Annotated in this window: 18 protein-coding genes; 8 read left to right on the forward strand and 10 right to left on the reverse strand. The window is 43.0% G+C overall.

Going from position 1 to position 25,162, the window contains the following annotated elements; genetic code table 11:
• Positions 1 to 423: 423 nt before the first annotated feature.
• Positions 424 to 1,335: a HEPN domain-containing protein gene (locus K6V26_RS02325; RefSeq protein WP_224264506.1), complete on the reverse strand. Its 912-nt coding sequence runs from the start codon at positions 1,333 to 1,335 to the stop codon at positions 424 to 426.
• Between the two features lie 434 nt (positions 1,336 to 1,769).
• On the opposite strand from K6V26_RS02325, the gene K6V26_RS02330 reads away from it, so the two are divergent.
• Positions 1,770 to 1,934 carry a hypothetical protein gene (locus tag K6V26_RS02330; protein WP_154278159.1) on the forward strand — a complete coding sequence of 55 codons (165 nt, stop codon included), beginning with the start codon at positions 1,770 to 1,772 and terminating at the stop codon, positions 1,932 to 1,934.
• A gap of 30 nt (positions 1,935 to 1,964) precedes the next feature.
• Here K6V26_RS02330 and proC read toward each other — a convergent pair whose 3' ends face one another.
• Entirely contained in the window at positions 1,965 to 2,768 is an 804-nt protein-coding gene (gene proC, locus K6V26_RS02335; RefSeq protein ID WP_048317921.1) for a pyrroline-5-carboxylate reductase, read from the reverse strand.
• A 141-nt stretch (positions 2,769 to 2,909) separates the two neighbouring features.
• On the opposite strand from proC, the gene K6V26_RS02340 reads away from it, so the two are divergent.
• Positions 2,910 to 4,097 carry a C1 family peptidase gene (locus K6V26_RS02340; protein WP_370449595.1) on the forward strand — a complete coding sequence of 396 codons (1,188 nt, stop codon included), beginning with the start codon at positions 2,910 to 2,912 and terminating at the stop codon, positions 4,095 to 4,097.
• A gap of 88 nt (positions 4,098 to 4,185) precedes the next feature.
• Here K6V26_RS02340 and K6V26_RS02345 read toward each other — a convergent pair whose 3' ends face one another.
• The 8 genes from K6V26_RS02345 to argR form a co-directional block, all read right to left on the reverse strand.
• Entirely contained in the window at positions 4,186 to 4,743 is a 558-nt protein-coding gene (locus tag K6V26_RS02345) for a copper resistance protein NlpE N-terminal domain-containing protein (RefSeq protein ID WP_010800309.1), read from the reverse strand.
• A gap of 98 nt (positions 4,744 to 4,841) precedes the next feature.
• A complete protein-coding gene (locus tag K6V26_RS02350) occupies positions 4,842 to 6,650 on the reverse strand; it encodes a mechanosensitive ion channel family protein (protein WP_394373141.1) in 1,809 nt (602 codons plus the stop codon).
• Positions 6,651 to 6,725: 75 nt separating this feature from the next.
• Entirely contained in the window at positions 6,726 to 8,960 is a 2,235-nt protein-coding gene (locus K6V26_RS02355) for a S9 family peptidase (protein ID WP_224264508.1), read from the reverse strand.
• 288 nt (positions 8,961 to 9,248) lie between these two features.
• On the reverse strand, positions 9,249 to 10,376 hold the full coding sequence (locus tag K6V26_RS02360) for an aspartate aminotransferase family protein (protein ID WP_048317916.1): 1,128 nt from the start codon (positions 10,374 to 10,376) through the stop codon (positions 9,249 to 9,251).
• A gap of 10 nt (positions 10,377 to 10,386) precedes the next feature.
• On the reverse strand, positions 10,387 to 11,355 hold the full coding sequence (gene argC / locus K6V26_RS02365) for an N-acetyl-gamma-glutamyl-phosphate reductase (RefSeq protein ID WP_224264509.1): 969 nt from the start codon (positions 11,353 to 11,355) through the stop codon (positions 10,387 to 10,389).
• Positions 11,352 to 12,551, reverse strand: a complete 1,200-nt coding sequence (locus K6V26_RS02370; protein WP_007653701.1) for an argininosuccinate synthase — start codon at positions 12,549 to 12,551, stop codon at positions 11,352 to 11,354. The genes argC and K6V26_RS02370 overlap by 4 nt, the downstream gene beginning before the upstream one ends.
• A 63-nt stretch (positions 12,552 to 12,614) precedes the next feature.
• Positions 12,615 to 13,208, reverse strand: coding sequence for a GNAT family N-acetyltransferase (locus K6V26_RS02375; RefSeq protein WP_007653699.1), 594 nt, complete (start codon positions 13,206 to 13,208; stop codon positions 12,615 to 12,617).
• Between the two features lie 66 nt (positions 13,209 to 13,274).
• A complete protein-coding gene (gene argR / locus K6V26_RS02380; RefSeq protein WP_224264510.1) occupies positions 13,275 to 13,718 on the reverse strand; it encodes an arginine repressor in 444 nt (147 codons plus the stop codon).
• Positions 13,719 to 14,032: 314 nt separating this feature from the next.
• Here argR and K6V26_RS02385 point away from each other — a divergent pair, with 314 nt between their 5' ends.
• The 6 genes from K6V26_RS02385 (at position 14,033) to K6V26_RS02410 (ending at position 25,162) form a co-directional block, all read left to right on the forward strand.
• Positions 14,033 to 14,572: an RNA polymerase sigma factor gene (locus K6V26_RS02385; RefSeq protein ID WP_046147878.1), complete on the forward strand. Its 540-nt coding sequence runs from the start codon at positions 14,033 to 14,035 to the stop codon at positions 14,570 to 14,572.
• A 64-nt stretch (positions 14,573 to 14,636) separates the two neighbouring features.
• Positions 14,637 to 15,620: a FecR family protein gene (locus K6V26_RS02390; protein WP_224264511.1), complete on the forward strand. Its 984-nt coding sequence runs from the start codon at positions 14,637 to 14,639 to the stop codon at positions 15,618 to 15,620.
• 193 nt (positions 15,621 to 15,813) lie between these two features.
• Positions 15,814 to 19,104, forward strand: a complete 3,291-nt coding sequence (locus tag K6V26_RS02395) for a TonB-dependent receptor (protein ID WP_224264512.1) — start codon at positions 15,814 to 15,816, stop codon at positions 19,102 to 19,104.
• 12 nt (positions 19,105 to 19,116) lie between these two features.
• Positions 19,117 to 20,847, forward strand: coding sequence for a RagB/SusD family nutrient uptake outer membrane protein (locus K6V26_RS02400; protein WP_129697974.1), 1,731 nt, complete (start codon positions 19,117 to 19,119; stop codon positions 20,845 to 20,847).
• Between the two features lie 159 nt (positions 20,848 to 21,006).
• On the forward strand, positions 21,007 to 23,307 hold the full coding sequence (locus tag K6V26_RS02405; RefSeq protein ID WP_224264513.1) for a hypothetical protein: 2,301 nt from the start codon (positions 21,007 to 21,009) through the stop codon (positions 23,305 to 23,307).
• The gene (locus tag K6V26_RS02410; protein ID WP_224264514.1) at positions 23,300 to 25,162 is read left to right on the forward strand and encodes an FAD-dependent oxidoreductase; all 1,863 of its coding nucleotides are present in this window, start codon (positions 23,300 to 23,302) and stop codon (positions 25,160 to 25,162) included. The genes K6V26_RS02405 and K6V26_RS02410 overlap by 8 nt, the downstream gene beginning before the upstream one ends.

Raw genomic sequence — 25,162 nt, forward strand, 5'->3', positions numbered from 1 at the left:
TGCAATGTTATTTGTCATTTGCCATAATCAACCGTAAGAGGAATGATGGCAAATGGCAAATAGTATGGCAAATAGAATAGTTATTTGCCATGTCTTATTATGCTTATTGATAGGATATTATAGAAGTATATTGCAAATGGCAAATAAATACTGAAAACATTGTGTATAAAAGATGTTTTATCATGTATCACTTCTGAAACTATTGCTCTCTTCCGGTCTGAGTAAATCAAACCCTATAATAAACTAATTGTTAACTCCTTACTTAGTATAACCACCCTGTACAGGATAATCGATTAGCCTGTACACCCTGGTGGATTATCCTGTACACCTTGGCTGGCTATCCTGTACACCTTGCCAATAAGGAGTCCTTACATTTCAATTAGTTAGTAGGGAGGAATGAATTAGTTTCCCGGCTTCTGCCGGTTAGTTTGTCGTTCTGGCACGACTCGCATATTCCTTTATTCTATTTTCGCAAACTTCTTTGGTGATCGCTGCTAAATGCTCTACACGTGGGATTAAGGCTTCTATATCTTCCTTCGTTGTAGCATAATATTTATTGTATCGTGCTTCTATGTAGGCTTTAAGCAACAAATTGAACAATCGTATTTCTTCTTCGGTATCGCGGGGGAATACTTTGGTTATTTCCAAAGAATGTGTTTTGGCAGCTTTAATTAACTCTTCCAAATCATGTATTTTATAAGTATGCATTGTAAATGTCAGAATAATAGCACGGTATAAGTTCTCGCAAGCCTGATGCAGATGAAACGCGGCCATATTGAATTCACTTTCACTTAAATAAAAACAAGCCCCTTTCATAAAACTTGTCGCTAATTTAAATTTAGTAGTATAATATTCTTGTCCCAGTTCTCCAATCTCGGAAAAATTAAGCTTGCGGCGACGGGCTAATTTGCAATTACCACTATCGTATAGCAGGATACCTTCTTTCTTTATGTCTGTATAAAAGTAGCGGCTTTTTGTTATTTCTTTGTTAAAGTCTTTGATCGTTTCATCGATAAAATGGATGTGAGTCGTAAATGCAAATCTTCCCATCCCTTTATATTTGTAATAACGATCTTCCACTTTTTCCAACTGACGGCTTATTCCGTTACTATTGCAATCATTCCGGGTGATGACCAGTATATCGAAATCACTCATGAAGTAAGTCGGTATTCCAAATTCGATCCGTTGGTCGTACTCTACGTAGTTGCCGCGAGCATAACTACCATAAAGAATGATCATTTCACATTGATCACCAAGAACTTCGACTACATATCGGGCGATCAGACGTAAATCGGTCTGTTTCTCTTTAGGTAAATGGGATAAGGACTTTTTCATTCGGATTTGCATTTATCATAGCATACAAAAGTATGGAAAAAAGGAATACCCCCCGTACATTTACTGCAAAATATATAAAGCTTTTACTCGCTACGTTGTAGCATGACTTTTTCTTACATTAACAAGTCTCCTTACGAATGACATAACATCCGAAATTAGAAATAATTGAACCTACTTTTCCCTTGATGGAAAAGTAGTCAAAAGATCAAGGCTTAACCGGCTTCACTGCTCCGGTGAAAGACTTCGCTGAAAAATCCGAAACTCGCTTCGCTCAGACAACGGATTTTTTTAACCGCTTCGTCTTTCCCCTACGCGGACGTTCACCCTCTTAGGATGGCCGATACCGGTACTTATAAAACAAAAACTTTCGGATTTAACAGGTAGTATCGGCAATCTTAAGAGAACGCAAAGCGTTCTATGAAAGGCCTCATCTGGTGAGCGTAAAGCGAAGTATCCGTAGAGAGCGTCCGGAGGCTGTGCTGTTTGAGCGTAGCGAGTTCACAGACGACAGCGAACGCAGGATGCTGAGTAGCGAAGCAGATGCAGCCTTGATCTTTTGGTTACTTTTCTATCAAGAGAAAAGTAACATTCACTTCTGATAAATTCTGAATCAATTTATAATTCTCTTTTTATTTACTGGCTTTCAATCCCCTGATGACAGAAGAGGTGAAACCGGACAGTTCCATTTCATTCAACCCCTTGATGGTAATACCGCCGGGAGTGGTAACCTTGTCGATCTCCATTTCCGGATTGCTCTTGTTTTCCAATAACAGGTCGGTAGCCCCCTTTACGGTATGGACAACGATCTCCTGTGCCTGCTTTGGATAGAAACCCAATTCGACACCGCCTTCAATAGCAGCACGGATATAACGTAGGGCGAAAGCGATACCGCTGGAAGCCAGTGCAGTACCGGCACCCATCAGGCGTTCTTCTACCAACATCGCATTGCCAAGCTCATTGAATATATTTATTATCAGGTCGGATTGCTCCGGTGTTGCGTTATGGGCGGAGACGAAAGTCATACTGCTCAATACCTCGATAGCGGTGTTGGGCATAATACGGAAAAGAGCCGGAGTAACCCAGTCCTCATAACTGGTGTTTTTAGTGAGATAAGAATTCAGCGTATCGAAGGTGATTCCGGCAGCTACCGAAACGATGATCTGTTTGTCGTAATCGAGTACTCCTTTTATCTGGTCGATGATCTCTTCCACCCGCCAGGGCTTTACTGCTATGACGATGATGTCTGCTCCCTTTACAGCTTCTATGTTGTTGAGTGACAACACAAAGTCTGGATTGGCCGCTTTCATTTTGTCCAATGTGGCTTGCGACTGTGCCGTACAGGTGATGTCCGATGCTTTAAACATATTTCCTTTTGCCAGTCCGCGGGCGATGGCGCCACCGATATTTCCGGCTCCGATAATCGTAATTTTCATGTCTCCGTTAATTTATAATTGTAAAATCATGAGTTGCAAAAGTATGGAAAAAAGGAATAAAACCCGTACATTTGCGTCAAAATGTATAATTGCTAATATAATCGAAAACAAAAGATGAAGAAACTTGTTGTTGCCGGCTTGATGCTGGCTTGTGCGTTCTCTGCAACAAATGTTGGAGCACAAGAAAAAGAGGGAGAAAAAGAAGAAGGTTTCATTTTTACAACAGTAAAGGAAAACCCGATTACATCCATTAAGAATCAGAACCGGGCAGGTACTTGCTGGTGCTACTCTACCATGGCTTTCCTGGAATCTGAATTGCTTCGTATGGGAAAGGGAGAATATGATCTTTCGGAGATGTTTACCGTTTACCATACTTATCAGGATCGTGCCGATATGGCTGTCCGCACTCATGGCGATGCTTCGTTCTCGCAGGGTGGGTCTTTCTATGATGTGATTTACGGAATGGAAGCTTTCGGTTTGGTGCCGGAAGAAGAAATGCGCCCCGGGGTGATGTATAGCGATACATTGAGTAACCACGGAGAGTTGTCTGCCCTCACAGATGCTATGGTGGGTGCCATGGCTGGCGGTAAAGTAAAAAAATTCCAGTATGACGAGGATTATAACCTGTTGTGGAAAAAGGCTGTAGCTGCCGTACATGAAATCTATCTGGGAAAAGCTCCGGAAAAGTTTACTTATAAAGGAAAAGAATACACTCCGAAGTCATTTTATGAATCTACAGGATTAAAACCGTCGGATTATGTATCGTTGACTTCTTATACGCATCATCCGTTCTATACGCAGTTCTCGCTGGAAATCCAGGATAACTGGCGTCACGCATTGTCTTACAACCTGCCGATCGACGAGTTTATGGAAGTGTTCGACAATGCGATCAATACAGGTTATACGATTGCCTGGGGATCCGACGTAAGTGAGTCCGGCTTTACCCGCGACGGTGTAGCTGTTATGCCTGACAACGAAAAGGTACAGGAACTGAGCGGATCTGACATGGCTCATTGGTTGAAGATGAAACCGGAAGAAAAGAAATTGAATACGAAACCGCAACCGCAGAAATGGTGTACGCAGGCAGAACGCCAGTTGGCTTATGATAACTGGGAAACTACTGACGACCACGGTATGCAGATTTATGGTATTGCCAAAGATCAGGAAGGAAACGAATATTACATGGTGAAAAACTCTTGGGGTACAGCCAACAAATATAACGGTATTTGGTATGCATCAAAAGCATTCGTACGTTACAAAACAATGAACATTGTCGTTCATAAAGATGCACTTCCTAAAGCGATCAAGGCTAAGTTAGGAATTAAATAATTCAATTATCTGAAAATAAAAGCAAAAAGAGGCGTTTCCCGGTAGGAGTTGGGGCGCCTCTTTTCTATTTATACAAAGATGTGCTTTTTTATGGAACCAGTATCAGCGTATAATTCAGATCTGATGCTGCTTTCTGTAATTCCTGGTTTAATAGTGTCAGGCTGTCGCCTTCTGCCTGGAAGTAAAATGCCATGTCGCCGTCGCTGGGGATCAGTTCGTAAACGATTGCTTCGGAGTTGGACGGTGTTCCATGTTTTACTTTGCGTTTACCGGTGGAAGAGAATGTTTTATCCTTTCCGTTTTCAGCTTCCAGGTAAGTGGCGTCCATTTCGTAAACGCCGTCGTCGCTATCCTGCTGATAATATAAAGTCAGGTCATAAACGATGCCGGGACCGTCTGCTGCCGGGAATGTGCCCTTATATTTTTTCTGAATGACACTTCCTTTTTTAGGATCTACTTTCAGCGAATCACGCATATTGACCGGTTTGGCAGCTTTTCCTGTTACGGTAGGCAAAGCCGGTGCGCCTGGCGCAGCCTCGTCTATTGCATAAACATCTTCTTCTATAAGAGCGGGTTCGGCTGTTTTCTTCCCGCTACATGCAGCCAATAAAGCCAGAGCTGCTACTGCGATAAAATACTTTTTCATTATTCTGCATTTTTTATTAGTGACTTTGCCTTATAACAAAAGTCCCCCTGCATTTTGTTTTGCAGGAGGACTTTTTTAACTATATAATGTGCTGTTTCTTACTTTTTATCAGCGGAATCCGGCTTTTGCTGATATTCAGCCGGGATAGTAACGGCACTTCCGTCGCGCTCAGCGTAATAGTGGGGCGACATGATCTCGATGCCGGCTTCGTTAAACACATCCTGTATGTTCTGATGCAGGTCCGAATAGATCTGCGAAAGCTGGTCGGCTTCCTTTATATATGCATTTATCTGGTAACAGGGGTAGTAATCCTGCAACTCCGTTTCCAGAACGAAGGGTTTCGGGTGTGACATGACTCCCGGCGTGGATCGCGCAGCGTTGACCAGTAACTGATGGACCTGACGCCAGGGGACATCGTAGCCGATGCTGACTGTCGAGTGGATGATCAGGCCGAACTGGCGGGCAGAGGCACTGTAATTAACCGTATGTGACGACATGATGAACGAGTTCGGGATCGTGACCACTTCGTTTTTAGGTGTGCGGATACGGGTGACGAACGGGGTTTTCTCTATTACGTTTCCGGTCGTTTCGTTCAGTTTGATACGGTCGCCCAGTTTGAATGGTCGCATGTAAGTGATGACCAGTCCTGCTATGATATTTCCGATGACCGTGCTCGATCCTAAAGAAACGATCAGCCCGACGAAGACGGATATGCCCTGGAACACACCGGAGTCGGAGCCGGGCAGATAAGGGTAGATCATCGCGATCATAAACGCGTACAACAGGAAACGTATGATATTGAAAGAAGGTTGCGCCCAGTCCGGATAGAAACCGGTGATCTTGAGTTTTTCGCTTTCAATCTCATTGGCTATATACTGAATACCCTTGATGATGTATTTTACGCAGTAATAAATGACAATGATAATGAACAGGTTTGGAATATATTCAATAACCGATTTAAGGACCATCTTGATCGGTTCTATGATATAAGTGAACAGTCTCATTGCCAGGTGTTCCGTCTGTGGGAATATGGCGAACAATATCGGTACACTGAACATAAGCTGTATCAGCAGGACAATATAACGCAGGATATTATTCAGAAAGATGAGTATCCTGCCTTGCCGGTGGGTATTCAGAAACTCATAATCCCGTATGGTAATGGATTTGAGCTTGTTTTGTTTCAGCCAGATAATCCGGCGGCGGAGTTTCCTGAACAGATAGTTGGTCAGTTTGAACAGGAAATACTGGACGACCAGTACCAGGATGAACAAGGTAACCCGTTTGGCAATCTGAAGTATACTGTGTTCCTTTTTTAACTCCAGGATCTTATTATTGACAACAGACTGATACTCTTTGGCTAGCTTTTCCCTTTCCGTATTCAGCCAAAGGGCGTCCTGATCCGTCACACTGAGGATCACTTTTTCACCGTACATGATATCTGTCTGGTATTCACTGTTAAACAGGTAGACTGAATCTGCTTTCAGGCTTAGGTTTTTACCTATTTTCTGGATCATGTTGACGGCATTTTCTGCCCGGTCATAGGCCGAGACACCTCCTCGTTTGGCATAGAAAGTGAGGAGAGTGTCATTGTCAATGATCAGATGAACACCGGGAGTCAGCGTCCGTAGCGAGTCGATGCTGCGGCGCTGTTCTTCTTTTTTCAACGAGTCGGTGGTGATATGCTTGTTCAGCGCGTCACTCAACTCGCTCCGGAGTACGATTTCGTTCAACTTCATCTCCTGTAGTTGAAGTTCGAGCTCCTGCATCCTGATGGAATCCAGGCGGAGTTTATCTTCAATCGCTGCCGATGAATCAGCAGGAATGTCATTTGTTTTATTCTCTGTAATAACGGCATTCAGTAATCCTTCCGCCTTTTCCCTGATCTGGGACGTTGCCCGGGAAGGCATAAGGAATAATGCCGATAGAGTGGCAATGCACAAAATCAACTGTTTCATTGTGTTTCTACCCTTTTAGTAATTGTTTTATTTGCCTCCTGCCGGCAGATGGTCCAGCCAGTATTTAGCCATGCTTTTCCGTAGGTGCAGGCTTGTTCCTTCACGCTCGTAGATACCGTGGCTACGCATCGGATAACTGATCTGGCTGAATACTTTGCCATGTTTAACCAGTTCGTCCACCAGCATTTCGCAACTTTGGTAGTGCACGTTATCGTCACCCGTTCCGTGTATCAGCAACAGGTTGCCCTGCAAGCCTTCGGCGTAGGAGATAGGGGAACCCTTACGATATCCTTCCGGGTTATTCTGTGGTGTGTTCATATATCGTTCCTGATAAACGGTATCGTATAAACGCTGGTCGGCAACGGCGGCGATCGCAATGCCCGTATGGAATATTTCCGGATAGCGGAACATGCAGTTTAATGTCTGGCTACCACCGCCGCTCCATCCGTTGATGCCGATGCGTGACAGGTCGATGAACGGATACTGGCGTGCCAGGTCTTGTATGCCCCGTGCCTGGTCTTCCGATGCAAAGGTGCCGACTTCGCCATAGATGCACTTGCGCCATTCCCGGCCGCGTGGAGCATTGGCCCCGCGGTTTTCGATGCTGACATAGATATATCCCAGGTTCACCAGATATTGATTCCACAGGTCGCCGCCTCCCCATGAGTCTTGTACGGTCGAGCCGGCAGGTTCGCCGTAGACTTCGATGATGACCGGATATTTCTTTGAAGGGTCGAAATTGACGGGCTTGATCATGCAGACGTCCAGTAGCAGGTCGCCCGATCTGGCTTTGACAAACTCTTTCGGGTTCAGTCCCAGGGCATCGTATTGTTTCTTGGCCTCTGCATTATCTTCGAGGATGCGTACGGATTGATTTTTAGGGAATGAAACCATGTCGATCACCGGAGGGGTTACCGAGTTGCTGTAGGTATGTACGGCCCATTTACCGGTCGGGGACATGTTGTAGCGGTGCTGTCCCGGTTGGTTTTCCGGACTCAGCCGTTTCACTTCGCCTTTGCCGAACAGGTTGGCGCTGTACAGGTAACGTTGCGTATAGTTTTCCGGTGAAGCAATAAAATAGACCAGTCCCTTTTGCAGGTCGGTCCCGACGGGTTGGATATAGTCGAAGTCGCCTTTGGTAACGGGGACGATCTCTTTTCCGTCGCGGCTCACACGGTACAGGTGGCGCCATCCGCTCCGTTCGCTTTCCCAGGTGAAATACTGATTGTTTTTCAGCCACTGAATATTATCGTTCGTGTCCAGCCATGCCGCATCTTTGTCTGTAAAGATGTTCTTAGGGGTTGCGCTGCCGATTTGGGCGATCCATACTTTGTTGGTATTTTGTTCCCGGTTCAACTGCTGGATGAACAGCTCATTGCTTTCGGGGATGAAGTCCATACGCGGGATATAGTTGTTGCGGGGATCTCCGGGTATGTCGATCCAGGTCGTTGTTCCTCCTGCTGCCGGGATGTATCCGACTTTTACGGCCGAGTTGGCAGTTCCTGCTTTCGGATAGGGGAAATGAAGGATAGTAGGATAGATGGAATCGACGTTGTTGATGATATCGAATACGCCGGTTCCTTCCGTATCGCTTTGCCAGTAAGCGATGTATTTGCCGTCCGGGCTCCAGCGGAAACCGTCGCGGCAACTGAATTCCTCTTCATATACCCAGTCGAATGTACCGTTTACGATGGTCTTGCTTCCGTCGCTGGTCAGTTGGGTGATTTTGCCGGAGTTTATGTCTTCCACATATATATTATTGTTGGAAACATAAGCCACCCTTGTTCCGTCGGGTGAAAATTTGGCGAACATCATGGACGATTCGGGTAGTCCTTTTCCCAGTTGGCGCAGGTTGCCGTCATGTAAAGAAAGTACCCAGTAATCACCACGGGTATCGTAGCGCCATACACGCTGCGTATTGTTGTAGATCAGTACTTTATCATTGTCATCACTCCACGATATTCTTCCCATGGCAATTTTCTTGCCGGTCGATTTATCTGTAAACATAGTAGAGGGGATAATTACTTCGCGGGCATTGTCTTTGGCACGGTAAGCTACGACATCCATTCCTCCTTCTTCCTTGTTTGGTTCGAGGCGGCTGTAGCGTTCCCCGTCTTTCATCCAGTTCATGGCACCAACGCCTTTTGTCCGGATAAGTTTTCCACTCAGTACATCTTCTAAATCCAATGATTTTTGTGCGGTACACAGATTACTGCAAAAAATAGTAATAGCAGCGGCAACAATCAGCTTATTTAGTTTCATTTGTATTTATTGTATTTGTTTCTGAACATACAAATAACGTAAAGTTCTTTGAGATAACAAAGGGGAAACTCTTTATTATTATCTTTGCGGCTTCAAAAGAGGTTGCGGGTGGCGCGAAAGGAACGGTTGCTGATGCCGCAACAAGCCTTTCGCGCCACCCTCGAAACAACTTTCGCGGTATCCTCGAAAGTGGTGTCGTTGCTGCCGCGAAAGTACAGGAGATAAAATAAAGCAAGAAGGCCGCCTTCGGAAATTCCGTTGGCGGCCTTCTTTATAATAAAGAACTAATTAAGCATTGAGTACTTTTTTGAAACGGGTAAGGAATTCTTTCGCTTCGTCCATTGTCAGGCAAAGCGGCGGAAGCAGACGGATCGTATTGGTGCCGGCCACTCCGGTGAATACCTTTTCTTCGAAGAGCAGTTTGCTGCGCACTTCTTTGATAGACTCTTCAAACTCGATACCGATCATCAAACCGCGTCCTCTGATCTCTTTGATTCCTGGCAGTTTGTGTAATTCTTCAATCAGGAAATTACCAACCTGTGCGGCATTGTCGATCAGCTTTTCATTTTCCATGATTTCCAGAACGGCGATAGCAGCCGCACAAGCCAGATGGTTACCACCGAAAGTGGTTCCCAACATACCGTAAACGGGTTTGAACATCGGGCTGATCAGCAATCCGCTCATCGGGAAACCGTTGCCGATGCCTTTAGCCACTGTGATCAGGTCCGGTTTGATACCGGCATACTGGTGGGCGAAGAATTTACCGCTACGTCCGTAACCGGATTGGATTTCGTCCAGAATCAGGCAAGCCTCATATTTTGTACACAGGGCACGCAGTTCCTTCATAAAGTCGTCTGTCGGAAGCTGGATACCGCCGACACCCTGGATACCTTCAATGATTACGGAAGATACATCTCCTTTCTGCAATTCAGCTTCAACGGCTGCCGAATCGTTCAGTGGCAGATAGGTCACTGCCAGGTCTTCATTGACCGGAGCAATGATTTTCGGATTGTCCGTTACGCGAACCGCAGCCGAAGTACGTCCGTGGAAAGCATGCTTGAAAGCGATCACCCGTTTCTTGCCATTATGGAAAGAAGCCAGTTTCAGCGCATTTTCATTTGCTTCGGCACCTGAGTTGATCAGGAACAGTGAGTAGTCATCATAACCGGATGCTTTACCGAGTTTGTCAGCCAGTTTTTGTTGCAGGCTGTTGATGACCGAGTTGGAATAGAATCCCAGTTTGTTTACCTGGTCGGTGATAGCAGCTACATAAGTAGGGTGGCTGTGACCGACGGAGATAACGGCATGTCCGCCGTACAGGTCGAGGTATTCAGTACCTTCCGTATCCCATACATGGCATCCTTTGCCTTTTACAATCTCTATATTAAATAAAGGATATACGTCGAATAGTTTCATGATTTCTTATTTAAAACGCTGACGGTTTGAGATGTAATCCTACAGTCTCTTCCAAACCGAACAGCAGGTTCATATTATGCACCGCTTGTCCGCTGGCGCCTTTCAACAAGTTGTCGATCATGGAAATGATCAGCAGTTTGTTGTCGTATTTCTGAAGATACAGGAGGCACTTGTTGGTGTTGACTACCTGTTTCAGATCCGGGTTCTTGTCGGTGATGAACGTGAATGAATGATCATCGTAATACTCTTTGTAAATACGGCGGATTTCATCCAGTCCCACCTTGCAGTCGATGTAAGTCGTTGCAAAAATACCACGGGAGAAATTACCACGCACCGGAATAAAGTTGATATTGCTTTCGAAACTATTCTGTAACTGACGCAGGCTCTGGCCTATCTCTGCCAAATGCTGGTGTGTGAACGGTTTATAGATCGAAATGTTATCGTTTCGCCAGCTGAAATGGGATGTTGACGAAGGCTTTACGCCGGCTCCCGTGGAACCGGTGATCGCATTCACATGCAACTCCGAGTTTAACATCAGATGTTTGGCCAGCGGCAAAACGGCTAACTGGATACAAGTGGCAAAACAACCGGGGTTTGCAATGTGTCGGGACTTGCAGATACGTCGTCGGTTCAGTTCGGGCAGGCCGTAAACGAAATCGTGTTCATCGCTTTCGATACGGTAATCCATGCTGAGGTCGATGATCTTCACGTTGTCGGGAACAGTATGGCTTTCCATGAATTTTTTTGTATCGCCATGAGCGGTACAGAAGAACAGAAGGTCGATGCTGTCCAGCGGAAGTTGGTCGGTGAAACGCATATCGGTTTCTCCGAACAGTCCGCCGTGAACGTCAGTGATCAGGTTGCCGGCGTTGCTGGTACTATTCACAAATGTAATCTCGGCGTCCGGGTGATTAAGCAGCAGACGAATCAATTCGCCTGCCGTATATCCCGCACCACCTATAATTCCGATCTTAATCATATTTCTTCGTCCTTATGGTTGTTATAATAAACACGCAGCGGTGTAGAAGTTACTTTGATAAAGCCTTTGGCATCTTCTGCTGTCCAGCCTTTCTGCATTTCACCGTATTCACCGAATTTAGTCTTCACCAGGTCGTCTTCCGACTCGACGCCTACGGTAGAGAAAGATAGTGGACGCAGTTCGAGGATAGCTGTACCGTTTACGTTACGCTGTGATTCCTGCAACATGGCTTCGATGTCGCGCATAACCGGTTCCAGATACTGGCTTTCGTGCAGGAACATGCCGTACCAGTTAGCAACCTGGTCTTTCCAGTACTGCTGCCATTTGCTTAATGTATATTTTTCAAGGAAACGGTGTGCACCGATGATCAGCATGGGGGCAGCAGCTTCGAAACCTACACGACCCTTAATACCGATGATTGTGTCGCCGACGTGCATATCGCGGCCGATGCCGTAAGCTGCTCCGATCTCTTCCACCTTCTGGATAGCAGCGATCTTATCTTCGAAGACTTCACCGTTGACAGCATGGATTTCACCCTTTTTAAATTCGATACGCAGTTCTTCGCTACCGGTCTTTTCCACCTGTTTCAGGTAAGCACTTTCGGGTAATCCCTGGGCAGAATCCAGAATTTCACCGCCGCAGATGGAAGTTCCCCACAAACCTACGTTATAAGAGTATTTCAGTTTGGTGAAGTCAGCAACGAAACCATGTTCTTTCAGGTAATTGATTTCGTAGTCGCGGGTCAGCGCCATGTCGCGTGTCAATGTGATGATTTCTACGTTTGGAGCCAGCACCAGGAATGTCATGTCGAAACGTATCTGGTCGTTACCGGCACCGGTCGAACCGTGAGCGATAGCGTCTGCACCGATCTCATTGGCATAACGTGCGATGGCCAAAGCCTGGAAGATACGTTCGGAGCTTACTGAGATAGGGTAGGTTCCGTTACGCAAAACGTTACCGAATACCATATACTTCAAACTCTTTTCGTAGTATTCCTTTGTAACGTCGATAGTTACATATTTGGTTGCGCCCAGTTTGTAGGCGTTTTCTTCGTTCTGTTTCAGTTGTTCTTCGCTGAATCCGCCTGTATTAGCGCAAGCGGCATATACTTCATACCCTTTTTCTTTGGCAAGGTACATAACGGTAAATGAGGTATCCAAACCTCCGCTGAATGCAACTACTACTTTCTTTTTCATTGTCTGTCTGTTTTTGTGGGGGGGTAAGGGCGTTTCGCGAAACGCCCCTACGGGCCTCCTTTATTATTTATTATTATTTTTTTCTCTTTCGTCTGCTTCCCGTTTCGCACGGTGCGGGTCGGCAGGGTCGAACAACATCGCCGTACAGATGCAATATTTCCGGTTCGTGCGTTCCAGAATATCATGGTTTATGCAACCGTTGCAACCGCGCCAGAACGATTCGTCGTCCGTCAGATCGGAAAAGGTAACCGGCACGTATCCCAGTTCCGTATTCATTTTCATTACTGCCGCGCCGGACGTAAGACTGAAAATCTTAGCCTTCGGCCAACGCATGCGGGCCAGTTGAAACGTCATATCCTTGATCCGTTTGGCAATACCCAAACCACGGAAATCCGGATGAACAATTAAACCGGAGGTCGTCACATACTGCTTGTTACCCCACGATTCTATATAGCTGAAACCTGCAAACTGATCCCCGGCCAGCGCAATGACCGCTTTCCCTTCAATCATTTTCTGGGCCACATATTCATGCGTACGCTTAGCGATACCTGTTCCACGCACTTTGGCCGCCTCTTCAATGGTAGTCAATATCTTGTCTACGTATATTTCGTGAGAGGCGTCAGCAATCATTACATCGATTTCTGTTTCTTGTTTCATTTTTCCGATTGTTCTTTGTCTTCTTTTGTTTATAAACGGAAGAACCGTTGTCTCCCTTAATCGCCCTTATATATAATGTGATAATGCTTTTACTATCCGGTCCCTGCTGATCCCTTCGCGGGGGATGATCAGGATGGTGTCGTCTCCGGCAATCGTACCCAGTATCTCGTGCGGGGCATGGGTGTCGATGTCGGATGCGATCCCCATCGCATATCCCGGACGTGTCTTGACTACTGCCAGGTTTCCGGAAAATTCGATGTTCGGATGATGTTCTGTCTGCACCTTGTTCGGCTGTATCAAAGCTGAATAATCGGGCAGACAATATACATAATCGCCGTTCGCATCATGTACTTTGGCCACTTTCAGCTGCTTTATGTCGCGCGACAAAGTAGCTTGTGTCACCTGAAATCCGCTGGCTTCCAATTCTTTCAGCAGCTCTTCCTGGTTACATATAGCCTTTGTTTGTATGATACGGCAAATAGCATCCAATCGTTCCTTTTTTGTACTCATGTTTGTATATTTATGCAAAACGGTTGCAAATATAAAGCGAATAATTGAATAAATATACATGTGGGGACGGTTTTTTTGCATAATTATTTATACTGTATATCTGTTGAGCAAAAATGCCTTTGGAATTGTTCTATTCTTATAAAGAAATGATAATTTTGTATTCGTAAAAACAACTGTTCCGTTAGGGTGAAATATTTTTGAGGATTGTATGAATAAAGTGAAGGTAATTCGTAGTTGCTGCTTTTCTTAGTTATAAAAAATTGATTTCCAAAATTTATCGTATATTTGGGCGCAAAGGAAATAAACCGGAAGAAATGTCGGATACAACTACCACAGATGAAAAGCTGATTGAAGCAATTGGGAGAGGTGATTACGTTAGTTATAATAAACTGTTCGAACGTTATTATGCTCGCCTCTGTCAATATGTGTATAGTCTGCTCATGGATAAAAGTGATGCGGAAGATGTTGTGCAGGAACTTTTTCTGAAGATATGGAAGAATCGGGAAAAGATTGAAATTAAAGAAAATGTAAGCGGCTATCTCTATCGTATGGCTAAACACCTGGCATTGAATCAACTCAGGTCAAAAGTTTATTTTAATAACTTATCGGAAAGCAAGGACCAATTATCTTATGAAGAAAACAGAGTTGAAATCGAAGAATTTCGGATAGCAGTCTACGATTGTATAGATCGCCTCCCGGATCGTAGCAGGGAAGTGTTGTTGCTTCACCGTATAAAAGGACTGAAACAGAAGGAAATATCAGAAAAACTCCAAATCTCGGTAAAAACAATCAAAAATCAGATATGGTCGTCGCTTCAGAAACTAAAGAGATGCTTGGAGTTAAAAGGAATATAATTTTTTTCGGGTCCTGAATAGGACCTTTTTTTATTTGTTGTGTCATATATTAAAAGCATGATTTATGGAAGAGCAAAAAAATATAAAAGATCACATCATAGACTATTTACTGGATGATGGAGAAGAAAAAGCCATATCTCCTGTATTGTCGGAATGGTTAGCTGAAGATGTATCTAATCAAAAAGAATTTGAGCAATATAAGAAAATATGGAAGGCATCGGGCTCTTATACAGAACCCAATGCCTATGACTCTGATCTGGCATGGGAGAAAATTAATATGATAAACGGGCAGCAGATGAATACCCGGACGTATTTAAAGAATATATCTTATGTAATTTCCGGAGTGGCTGCTTCTTTGCTGATTATGTTTGCCCTTTCTTTTATGGGTGTTTTTGAAAAGAATACGGAGGTGCTGGTAAGCATGAATGCTGATTACGGAAATCGTTCGGAAATTGTTTTACCGGACGGATCGGTGGTAAAACTGAATTCCGGGTCGGAGATTACTTATTTATATGATCCGAAGGAGAAAATACGGGAAGTAAGTTTCCAGGGAGAAGGTTTTTTTGATGTATCTAAAAGTAAATCCCCGTTTGTCATAAAAATGGCAGGTGGATTGAGTGTGAAAGTTTGGGGGACTTCTTTCAACCTACAGGCTTATGTGGACGATCCGGTTATTCAGGCTTCATTGGTGGAAGGGTGCATTGAACTGGATAGTGGAAGCGATAAGTTGGTCATGAAGCCGGGAGAAATGGCTGTTTTTGATAAACAAGCAAATAAGATCAAACAAGTGGAAGGTATATTATCTCATTCTTATGGATGGTTGGATAATAAGTTATATATGGAGGATATGCCGTTATCGGTTGTTTGTAAATATCTGGAAAGATGGTATGATGTTAAGATTATGCTCCAACCGGGGCTAGGGGAAAATATTCGTTATAATGGAGTCATACAGGAAGAAACCGTAACGGATGTAATGAATGCATTGTCTCGCCTGAGTAAGATACGCTATCATGTGACAGGAAAAAATATAAGTATAACCTCTAAATAGAATTGCCTATGAAGTAGAAAACCATGAATACACAAAACGGGAAATGCTGGAAACATCTCCCGTTATAAGTCTGATCATAAAATTAGTGCTTGCAACACTAATAGTTAACTAATAATCAATTTACAAATATATGAATTTTTTCAATAAGTTAGAGTCGGTTTTTTATCCGACCCTTAAAAAGATATTATCTATTATGAGATTAACGACATTACTTTTGATTGTATTCTCACTTAATATATCTGCAACTGTTTATTCTCAAAACACGAAGTTATCGTTGGATGTTAAGAACCAATCGATAAAGGAAGTTCTTTTCCTGATCGAAAATCAATCTGATTTTCGTTTTATATATGAAAGTGGGAAAATTAATTTGGACAAAATAGTATCTGTCCGTGTGAAAGACCAATCTGTCGAAACGGTTTTAAAACGTCTTTTTGAACAGGAAGGAATCCAATATGAAATTACGGAGAATAATTTTATCCTGATCAATCCGATGGAAAAGAAGGGGAATGTTTCGCCCGTAGTATTACAACAGGGCCGGCGTGTTACAGGTGTGGTAAAAGATGTAACCGGCGAACCGATTATAGGAGCAAACGTGGTGGAAAAAGGCACGACAAATGGAACAGTTACGGACTTTGACGGACGTTTTTCCATAGATGTTTCAAGCCATAATATTCTTGAAGTATCCTATATCGGATATGCTTCGAAAGAATTCAAACTTACGGATAAGTCAACGTATGATGTTGTCCTGACGGAAGATACCGAGTTGCTGGATGAAGTCGTGGTGGTCGGTTATGGTACACAGAAGAAGGTAAACTTGACTGGGGCCGTAGAATCTGTGAGTGGTGATCGATTGGCAAAACAACCGGTAGCACAAGCTTCGCAGGCATTAGTTGGACTTGCTCCAGGTTTGACTGCTATTCAGGAGAGCGGACAGCCGGGAGAAGATAAGGCGATTTTGCGTATTCGCGGTATGGGCTCGATCAGTGCGTCTAATGATCCTTTAATTTTGATTGACGGCGTGGAAGGAGATATTAATACGATAGATGGAAATGATATCGAAAATATTTCGGTATTGAAAGATGCTGCATCTGCTGCGATTTATGGCTCACGTGCTTCAAATGGAGTTATATTAGTTACCACGAAGAGAGCAAAAGAAGGAGGTGTTTCGGTAAATTATAAGAACTATCTGGGGTGGCAGAACCCGACGAATCTTCCTTCGTTCTTAGGTGCTCTTGATTATTTGAAGTATACAGGTTCCGATCAGGCGACAATTGATGCTTATCGGGCGGGTATGAAGACAGACCCGGACCGATATCCGGATACTGATTGGGTTGGCTTGCTGTTTAGTGAAACGAACTTTCAACAATATCATAACCTGAATGTTAGCGGAGGTTCTGATAAGGCGAAGGTTTTGGCTTCAGTCTCTTTTACGGATCAGGGAGCTGATATTGTCAATTATGGTTTTAAGCGTTACAATGGACGATTTAATTCAGATTTGAAGTTATCGGACAAATTTGATATTAATTTTGATTTGGCTTTTAGCCGGTCAGAGCAAAATGCATCTAATGCTACATTGACGGCTGTTGTACGGGATGCGTTCAGAATTGCGCCTAATTATCCTGCAGTCTATTCAGATGGTACCTGGGGGGATGGTTTCTCCGGAGGAAACCCGATAGCGCAGGTACGGGCTGGCGGTTATAACAAAAGACTTTATAATGAATTCAGAGGTTTGTTGAAAGCGAACTACCGGCCTTTCGATGGGATGAATATCTCAGTCTTATATGCACCCTCCTATGAAGATATTTATGTAAAAAGAGCATCTAAGACATACGAGCAAGTGATGGACTGGGATACTAAGACGATCCGGAAAAAGGGAGATCCTAATAGCTTTACGCAGACAAACGAGCGTCCGTTCAGTCAGAGTTTCAACGCTGTAGTTTCTTATACAAAGACGCTTAAAGATCATAGTTTTTCTGTGTTGGGAGGATATGAGTTTATCAAGTATAACTATGAGATGTTTTCTGCCGGGCGGCAATATTATGTTTTGCAGGATTATGAAGTGCTTAATGCCGGTTCGGAAGAATATGATTCAAACTCCGGAACAGCGACTCATAATGCGTTAGTCTCATATTTCGGACGTGTCAATTATTCCTATAAGGACCGTTACCTGTTTGAAGCAAATCTGAGACGAGATGCTTCTTCCCGGTTTGCGAAGGATAATCGGGTGGGTATTTTCCCATCTTTTGCTGCGGGGTGGAGACTTTCTGAGGAGAACTTTATGAAGGATCTTTCGTTTTTGTCTAATTTGAAATTACGTGCCTCATGGGGTAAATTGGGTAACCAAGAAATTGGTAGTGATTTTCCTTATACATCTTCTATTGCATTGGGTAGTGCCAATTATCTGATGGGAGGACAAATTGTAAACGGAGCAGCCCAGAAAGTACTGGCGAACAAGAATATCAAGTGGGAAACGACAGCAACGACCAATATTGGAGTAGATGCAGGATTGCTGGATCAGAGATTGACTCTGACCGCTGATTATTATGTTCGTAAAACAAAAGATATTTTGTTGAATATACCGGTACCTGTAGTAACGGGTCTTGAAGCACCGATCCAAAATATCGGAAATGTAGAAAACCGTGGATGGGATGTAACGGTCGGATGGCAAGATCGGGTTTCGGCTTTTGACTATGGCATAAAAATTAATTTATCAGATGTGAAAAATGAGGTTACCAATCTGGGTGGAAGCGAGATGATTATTACGGGAAATTCTATTATCCGGTTAGGAGCACCGATCAATTCCATTTATGGTTATGAAACTGAAGGTATTTTCCAATCGCAGGAAGAAATAAATGGGGCGCCCAGCCAATTTGGTACTTTAAAACCTGGTAATCTCCGTTATAAAGACCAATTGACCGTCGATACCGATGGAGATGGTGTGATGGATGCAAGCGACGGCGTGATCAATGCGGATGACAGAGTTATATTAGGCGATCCGTTTCCAAGATATACTTTTGGAATTGATTTGACTGCCGGTTATAAGGGATTTGACCTTGCGATTGCATTGCAGGGAGTAGGTAAACGTGATGTCCTTTTAGGTGGCGATCTTGTTTATCCTTTGTTTAATGCTGGTAAACTTCAGGAATGGCATGTCAAAGAATGTTGGACTCCTGAAAACTCAAATGCAAAGTTCCCTATTCTGGAGGCAACGAGCTTTGGTAGTAATGATGTGCAGGCAAGTAACACATGGTTGTTCAATGCTTCTTACCTGAGAGTGAGAAATGTAACATTGGGTTATACGTTGCCGAAACAGCTCTTGAGCAAAGTATTTATCAAGAACTTAAGAGTATATTTCTCCGGGCAGAATTTATTGACCTTTGATAGCCTTCCGCAGGGGATCGATCCGGTTGTTCCGAATGATTCGCAGGGAGCGATCTATCCTGTTGCTAAGAGTTATACATTTGGTATTGATTTATCCTTTTAAATGAAGAATATTATGAAAATATATAAGCTGTTATTATTGTTGGTTGTCGGATTTTCTTCTTGTGAAAATAATATTTTGGATTTGGAATCTCTGACAGAGCCGGTTGACGATGTTTTTTATAAAAATGAAGAAGAATTGAACCTGGCACTTAATGGAACTTATAATTCATTGCGTTTGACAACTGATTATAAGATACCTCTTATGGTTGCGATGGATAATGGAGCGACGGATATCGGTGTGTCCAGGGGTGTTTGTTCTGCTATGATGAATCAAGGACAAGGAACACAAAGTTCGACTAACGGAGGTTTTCTCACAATTTACTCGGACCATTATAAAGGTATTGCCCGAGCAAATGCATTGTTGGAAAATATGGTACGATCCAAGGATGTCGTGTCTGAAACCATATATAAGCAGATTGAAGCGCAGGCTTTGTTTATAAGGGCGTTTCATTATATGTATCTCACTGAGCTTTTTGGTGATGTCCCATTTTTGAATAAAGTAATAAAAGTTCCGACAGAAGGACTAATTCCACGTGAATCGAAAAAGGTTATAATTGATCAAATCCTCGCAGATTTGAAAAAAGCGGCAGAAGTGCTTCCTTATTCATGGAAAGGTGAGCCGGAACGTATTACAAAGGGAGCTGCTCTAGGGTTACATGCCCGTATTTCGTTGTATAATGGATATTATGCAGAGGCTGCGGTATCGACTAAAGAGATTATGGATAATGAACAGGCTTTTGGGTATAGCCTTCATGCAAATTACGGAGAATTGTTCCAATTAGCCGGACAAGCATCTGCAGAGATTATGTTTATCATGCCGTTTAAATATGAATATTATATTACGCAGTTTTCTGTAACTCAGGGATCACGTAATAAAGGGGCTGTCAGTGTAATGGTACCTACTCAGTCTATGGTCGATTCTTACGAATGTATTGATGGTGAAACAATCGACAAGTCGAAAGTGTATAGTCCGAAACGCCCCTTTGAGAACAGGGATCCTCGTTTAAAAGCCTCTATAATTACTCCGCAAAGTGAATGGGCTGGTATGATTTTTGAAAGCCATCCGGACAGTACGACTTATCGTTTGGTAAATGGGGCAATCGGCGGATCTAACAGTGATTGTCGTACAGTTTCCTGGCCGGCAGCTTTCTGTGGCTATTTATGGAAGAAAAATACGATAGAAGAAACGCAGGTAAAAATTCAATCCTGGGATGATCATAACTTTATCCTGATGAGATATGCCGAGATTTTATTGACCTACGCGGAAGCAAAAATCATGCAAGGAGAGGTTGATGAGTCAGTGTTGACTGCCATAAATAGAGTTCGTGCCCGTGCTTATGGAGTAGATGTTTCTGCAACAGCTGATTATCCGGCTATTACGACTATGGATGTGGCAAAGTTGAAAACGATTATCCAGCGTGAAAGAAAAGTAGAGTTAGCAGATGAAGGTTTCCGTTTGTTTGATATCCGACGGTGGAAGATCGCAGAGAAAGTAATGCCGGTTACTATTTACGGTCGAATATTGGATACTGAAACAGCTACTGGCATACCTCAAATTGATGAAGACGGTTTCGTTTCCTATAGCGGAATAGCAAGCCAATATGATTTGAATACTGATGCTCGTTTCCCGAATGCAGTTCGTGTATTCAATTCTTCACGGGATTATTTGTGCCCGATTCCTCAGCAGGAAATAGATACCTATGCCCGTTTTGGCATAACACTCGGTCAGAATCCGGGTTATTGATAATAGGTTTTGATTCAAGGAACACAGAAAATTGCAGATTAATGCTCAATTTTCTGTGTTCACTTAAATATTTTATTTGATAACATTTAATATAACAGAATGGGATATTTCTATAAATTCATTTTTCTCTCCGGTTTTCTGCTTTTTATAAATATTGCTATGCAGTCTCAAAATTTGGAAAGTTCATATCTGAGAGGAGATGCTAATGTTCAATTTCGATGGAGATTCGGTTACAGTGAATATCCGATTAACAGGTCTTCCCGTACAGATCTGGAAGATGTCACAAAAGGAAGATACGCCTGGTATGATGGTCTTTTGTGGTCTGGAGCTTATAAAGACTGGCAAGACAGGACGATTCATGGAGTGAGTCTCTTGTTTAGAGGAGGATCACCTTATGCCCGGACTATACGTTGTATAAGCGATTTAGTACCATTCAGCCATTCCGGTTATGCAAAGACATTTGTCATACCATTGAGTTATGGGATTGGTTCTGAAGAACGTCTGTCTTTTTCTTTAACTGTGACGGGACAGGAAAGCGAGACAATCGTAATGAATTTGTACCCTAAAAAGGTCGTGGAGGCGACCAGTGGTAATTTGAAAGTCTCGTTTAAGGCATTACGGATTGATACTTCTCCGAATGAACGTCCTGTGACGAAGGTCATGGGGTTATTGTATGTCAGGGTTTATCCGACTTTATTGAAATATGGGAATCGTATGGTTTTTGAGTTTAATTCGTTGACACATCATATGGATATTGAATCAAGTATGTGCATCGGATCTTTATGGGAGGATTTGAGTAAGACGGATGCTGATAATGCATGGAAAGAATCCGGTTTAACGGAAACGAAGTTGGAAGAGGGATACAGGCGGCATATAGAGAACCTGGAAAAGTGGGATGAAAAGGTTAAGCGTGTATCTGCCGGTTTGGATAAAGAGGGAACGATAGAAGTATCCTGTAATGCGAAAGTTTTTTCATGGGATCGGGGAGAAAGGCGTGTACAGGCTTATTCCGGAAATCCGGTTAAAGACTACCAATATGGTGAAGTTACAGACAAAATTGAAAAAATGGCCTTGTCTGTGACGGGGCAAATGAAGGGTAATTTCTCCCTTTTTCGGTATCAACACCATCAGTTGCCCTGGAAAGAGGACAATCCGGCTTTACTTGACAGTGCTGATATTGTTTATATGGACCAATGGCTGAAAGTTGCGGCTTTGACTGCGGATGAAGTGGTGTTGGATATGCAGATATCTCCTGTTACAAAGGCATATAAAGTAGCATCTAAAATGGGGACGATCCCATTGCCGGAAGAAGGTATTCCCGGGTATTCCTGGGAGGATTTAACATTAGGGTATCAAACTGCGATAGCTCACGCAAAAAAAGTCTGTCCGCAACTAAAAATTGTGCAGATGCCTTATGAATATGATAATATTAGTGGCAGTGAATGCCATATGGATGCACATTATAATATTTTTAAATGCTTGTACAAAGCAGTAAATAATGTTAACAAAGGATTGGAAAAGAAGGAACAGGTGGAAGTCGCAGGGTTGGGTTCCAATACTCCTTATCATTGGGATTTTATCGATGGTTTTCTGAAACGTTATCGGGCGGATACAAATCCGGATAAACGATTGGACTACATTACCTGGCATAATTATTTGTTTCCGGGGACAGCTCCCAATATAGCACAAGGTTTCAAATCAAAAATCAATGAAATATTAGCGAAATATGATATTTTGCCTGATTTGAAAATTCTTGTGGATGAATCCGGGCTTGCGGAACCTTCTACGATCGAAGACCTGTCGGATATGGAGGGAGCTTGCAGAAAGGAAGCGGCGATGGCTTGCTTTGCTTCTACTGTACACTATTGGTACTTAAAAGAAGAGGGGAACTTTTTACCGATAACAGGAGGAGGATTCCACTTTGGATTACTTACTTATGGAAATCAGAATGTGATTTCTCCTTATGCAAAGGGGATGATTCTTCGCAACTCCTTATTCGATAAGATGATACCATCTGTTTCATATCCTTGTGATAAAGATGGATATGGGTTGTATAGTCAAGCGACAGCAGATAAAAATGAATATCGCATTCTGGTTTGGACTGCTTCACCTTCTATCTTTTATGAGAAGGCTGTTCCTTTGGCTTTTCCGGATGCAAAGATCGTGTTGAAAGATGTTCCGGAAATGTTTGAAGGAAAAAATGTCCTTGTGGAAATAGAATCGATTGATCCGGAGGAAAAAAAGTCGCTGGAAATTTTACGGCAGGAGAAATGTCAGACTTTGCCATTAACCCGGGGAGCTGATCGTTATTATATAGATTTCACGGATGAAGAAGCTAAAATATTAAATTCGATTCCGGTAGAAAAAAGAATGTTGACAGTAAATGGGAAAAAGCTTGTTGTTCCATTGGATATCAGGCCATACAGTATGTATCTTTTAAAAATTAAATTAGATGAATAGAATAACATATATTTTATTAGTGGCATTATTTGCTTTTATTCCGGAATACATTTATTCGGCGGATTTGTGGGTCGAGGCTGAAGGATTCGATAATAAAGGTGGTTGGGTTGTTGACCAGCAGTTTATGGATCAGATGGGATCCAGTTATTTGATGGCTCATGGTATGGGACAACCGGTTGAAGATGCGGAGACTGAAATTAATTTTGATAAGACAGGAGTCTATCATGTATATGTACGCACATATAATTGGACATCGCCCTGGTATAATGGAGAGGGACCGGGCAAATTTCGGTTGAAATTGAACGGAGAAACCTTTTCTGCCGTATTAGGAGTTACGGGTAACCGATGGATGTGGCAGAAAGCCGGCATTGTAGAAGTAAAACAGAAGAAGAATAGACTAGCCTTGCACGATTTGAGTGGTTTCAATGGACGTTGTGATGCCATCTATTTTACAATGGATGAGAATGATATTCCGGCGGCAGATGTAAAAACTTTATCTGAAATGCGGTATCGGAAATTGAATTTGACAAAGAAAACACCTTCTGCGGAAAAGTTTGATTTTGTGGTTGTAGGAGGAGGAATTGCAGGTATGAGCGCAGCCATTTCTGCTGCTCGCTTAGGATGTAAGGTCGCTTTGGTCCATGATCGCCCGGTTTTGGGGGGAAATAATAGTTCGGAAGTCAGAGTTCATCTGGGAGGTCGTATAGAGGCGGGTCCTTATACGGCTTTAGGTAGTTTGCAAAAAGAGTTTGGCCCTTTGAAAGGAGGTAATGCCCAACCTGGGAATTATTATGAAGATGAAAAAAAAATGAATGCGATTAAGCAGGAAAAGAATATAACTTTGTATGCTTCTTGCAGGGCATTTGATGTGGAGACGAAAGATAGCCGGATTACCAAAGTTTTCATACGTAATATTGAAACGAATCAGGAAATGGTTCTTACTGCTCCGCTATTTGCAGATTGTACGGGAGATGCCAACCTCGGATTTATGGCTTCTGCAGAATATCGTTCCGGTCGGGAGGCTAGGTCTGAATATAATGAACCGACCGCTCCTGTGCAGGCTGATAAAATGACGATGGGGGCATCGGTACAATGGTATTCAGAAGAAGATTCACAGAGTTCGATTTTCCCTGATTTTAATTATGGTGTGGAATTTAATGAAAAGAGTGCCGAAAAGGTGATGATGGGAGAATGGACCTGGGAAACCGGAATGAATAAGGATCAGGTAAATGACGCGGAATATATTCGCGATTATGGGTTATTGGTTGTATACTCAAACTGGTCTTTCCTTAAAAATTCCTATTCATTAAAGGAAAAGTATACTAACCGTTCATTGAAATGGGTTGCTTATATTGCCGGAAAAAGAGAGTCACGTCGTTTGATCGGTGATCATATTTTAACGGAGAATGATTTGGTTGATTTTGTGAAATATCCGGACGCAACAGGATCTACTACCTGGACGATTGATTTGCATTATCCGGATCCGGATAATACAGCCCATTTTCCGGGAAAGGAGTTTAAATCTATTTGTGAAATGAAAAAGATACACCCTTATCCGGTTCCCTATCGTTGTCTTTATTCGAGGAATATTGATAATTTGTTTATGGCGGGGCGTAACATCAGTGTTACTCATGTCGCGCTGGGAACGGTTCGGGTGATGAGAACTACCGGTATATTAGGAGAAGTGATCGGAATGGCGGCCTCTTTATGTAAACAGAATGGGGTTTCTCCTCGCGCTATCTATCCGTCGTATTTTGACAAGTTGAAGGTGCTGATGGAAAAAGGTATTTCTAAATCGGAGCTTCCTAATAATCAAATGTACAATCAAGGGGAAACATTGGGTCCGAAAAAATAG

The sequence above is a fragment of the Parabacteroides goldsteinii genome (genome assembly GCF_020091425.1).
Taxonomy (GTDB): Bacteria; Bacteroidota; Bacteroidia; order Bacteroidales; family Tannerellaceae; genus Parabacteroides; species Parabacteroides goldsteinii.